The sequence below is a fragment of the Paraconexibacter sp. genome (assembly GCF_041602235.1).
In the GTDB taxonomy this organism is placed as follows: Bacteria; Actinomycetota; Thermoleophilia; order Solirubrobacterales; family Solirubrobacteraceae; genus Paraconexibacter.
The window spans coordinates 1-2,822 of the sequence record NZ_JBFIGP010000389.1 but is presented as its reverse complement, the minus strand read 5'-3'; the positions used below and the strand labels follow the sequence as shown (position 1 = coordinate 2,822).

Here is a 2,822-nt window from a genome sequence, read left to right as displayed (position 1 = left end):
GGCCTGCCGGAGGACGTCTACCAGGTGGTCACGGGCGACGGGGAGACCGGCGCCGCGCTCATCGACCACGTGGACTTCCTGCAGTTCACCGGCTCCACGAGCACCGGCAAGAAGGTGATGGCGCGAGCCGCCGAGACGATCACCCCGATCGGGCTGGAGCTCGGCGGCAAGGATCCGATGGTCGTCCTCGCGGACGCGGACCTGGAGCGGGCGGCCAACGGCGCCGCGTACTACTCGATGCTGAACGGCGGGCAGATCTGCATCTCCGTGGAGCGCGTGTACGTGGAGGACGCCGTCTACGACGACTTCGTCGAGCGGGTCGCCGCGAAGGTCGGAGCACTCCGCCAGGGCGTCCCCGGCGCGGTGGGGTCGGTCGACGTGGGCGCGGTCACGTTCCCGCCGCAGCTCGAGCTCATCGACGACCACGTCCGTGACGCCGTCAGCAAGGGCGCACGCGTGCTGACGGGAGGCCGGCGCGGCGCCGGGCCCGGCATGTTCTACGAACCCACCGTCCTCGCCGACGTCGATCACTCGATGAGCGTCATGACCGAGGAGACGTTCGGCCCGGTCCTGCCGATCATGCGTGTCCACGACGCCGAGGAGGCGATCCGGCTCGCGAACGACTCGCAGTACGGCCTGCAGGGGTCGGTGTGGACGCGCTCGGTGCGTCGCGGGCAGCAGCTCGCGCGCCGGCTGCAGGTCGGCGGGGCGTCCGTCAACGACGCGATCCTGCTGTACACCGCGCTCGAGGTCCCGATGGGCGGCGTCAAGCAGTCGGGTATCGGCCAGCGCCACGGGCAGCAGGGAATCCGGAAGTACTGCAGCCCGCAGGGGATCATGACCGTGCCGTTCGGCCTGCGCCGCGAGATCAACATGTACCCCTACCGCCCGTGGAGCTCGCGCCTCCTCGGTCGCGCGATCCGCCTGCTCAACCGCGGGAGCGCGTACCGCGGCTGAGCGCCGCTCTCCGGGCGCGCGACCGGACCTACGTCCGCTCGCGCGCCCGGGAGCGGTCCTCGATGAGCGACACGTCGCGGATCGCACCGCGGTCCGCCGACGTCGCCATGGCGGCGTAGGCGCGCAGCGCGGGCGAGACCGTCCGCTCGCGGCCCACCGGCACGTAGCCCGTGGTCGCCTCGAGCACGTCACGGCGCTCCTGCAGTTCGGCGTCGGTGATCTGCAGCTCGATCGAGCGGTTCGGGATGTCGATCGTGATCGTGTCGCCCTCCTCGACGAGCGCGACCGCGCCGCCGGCCGCCGCCTCGGGCGAGACGTGGCCGATCGACAGGCCGGACGTGCCGCCGGAGAACCGGCCGTCGGTGATGAGCGCGCACGCCTTGCCGAGCCCGCGACCCTTGAGGTAGGACGTCGGGTAGAGCATCTCCTGCATGCCGGGCCCGCCCTTGGGGCCCTCGTAGCGGATGACGATGACGTCGCCCTCGCGCACGCCGCCGCGGAGGATCAGCTCGACCGCCTCGTCCTGCGAGTGCAGCACGCGCGCCGGACCGGAGAAGGTCAGGATCGACTCGTCGACGCCCGCGGTCTTCACGACGCATCCGTCCACCGCGATGTTGCCGTAGAGGATCGCCAGGCCGCCGTCCTTGGAGTGGGCGTGCGCGATGTCGTGGATGCAGCCCTCGGCGGCGTCGGTGTCCAGCGACTCCCAGCGCTCGGACTGCGAGAACGCCGTCGCGGACCGCTTGCAGCCGGGCGCGGCGTGGAACATCTCGACCGCCTCGGCCGTCGCCTTGCCGCCGCGGATGTCCCAGTCGTCGAGCCACTGCTGCAGGGACGGCGAGTGGACGGAGGTCACGTCGGTGTGCAGGAGCCCGCCGCGGTGCAGCTCGCCGAGGATCGCCGGGATGCCGCCGGCCCGGTGGACGTCCTCCATCAGCCACTCACCGTTCGGCGCCGGCTTGCACACGCACGGGACGCGGCGGGACACCGCGTCGATGTCCTGCATCGTGAAGTCGAGCTCGGCCTCCTGCGCCGCGGCGAGGATGTGCAGCACCGTGTTCGTCGACCCGCCCATCGCGACGTCGAGCGCCATCGCGTTCTCGAACGCCTCGCGGGTGGCGATGCTGCGCGGCAGGACGCTGTCGTCGTCCTCGCCGTAGTGGCGCAGCGTGATGTCGACGACCGCGTGCGCGGCCGCCTCGTAGAGGTCCTTGCGCGCCGTGTGCGTGGCGAGGATCGAGCCGTTGCCCGGCAGCGCGAGACCGAGAGCCTCGGTCAGGCAGTTCATCGAGTTGGCGGTGAACATGCCCGAGCAGGAGCCGCAGGTGGGGCACGCCGCCTCCTCGAGGATCGCGATGTCCTCGTCGCTGACCTGGTCGGCGACCGCGTCGGCGATCGCGGTGATGAGGTTCACCCGCTTGCGGACCGTGCCGTCGACCAGGACCGCGTTCCCGCCCTCCATCGGTCCGCCCGAGACGAACACGGTGGGGATGTTGAGCCGCAGCGCGGCGTTCAGCATGCCCGGCGTGATCTTGTCGCAGTTGGAGATGCAGATCAGCGCGTCGGCGCAGTGGGCGTTGACCATGTACTCGACGCTGTCGGCGATCAGGTCCCGGGAAGGGAGCGAGTAGAGCATGCCGCCGTGGCCCATCGCGATGCCGTCGTCGACGGCGATCGTGTTGAACTCGCGGGCGATGCCGCCGGCGGCGTGGATGGCGTCGGAGACGATGCGGCCGACCGGGGCGAGGTGGGTGTGGCCCGGGACGAACTGCGTGTAGCTGTTGGCCACCGCGACGATCGGCTTCTTCCCGAGATCGGCCTTCTCCACCCCGGCGGCGCGGAACAGCGCGCGGGCGCCGGCCATG

At 71.3% G+C, this 2,822-nt stretch carries 2 protein-coding genes; one reads left to right on the top strand and one right to left on the bottom strand.

The genetic code is table 11. From position 1 onward, the window contains the following. The coding region (locus tag ABYE80_RS19380) for an aldehyde dehydrogenase family protein (RefSeq protein ID WP_372791949.1) at positions 1–957 on the top strand (957 nt) is incomplete at its 5' end. A 28-nt stretch (positions 958–985) separates the two neighbouring features. On the opposite strand, the gene ilvD is transcribed toward ABYE80_RS19380, so the two are convergent. Further along, positions 986–2,821: a dihydroxy-acid dehydratase gene (gene ilvD, locus ABYE80_RS19375; RefSeq protein WP_372791948.1), complete on the bottom strand. Its 1,836-nt coding sequence runs from the start codon at positions 2,819–2,821 to the stop codon at positions 986–988. Position 2,822 lies beyond the last annotated feature (1 nt).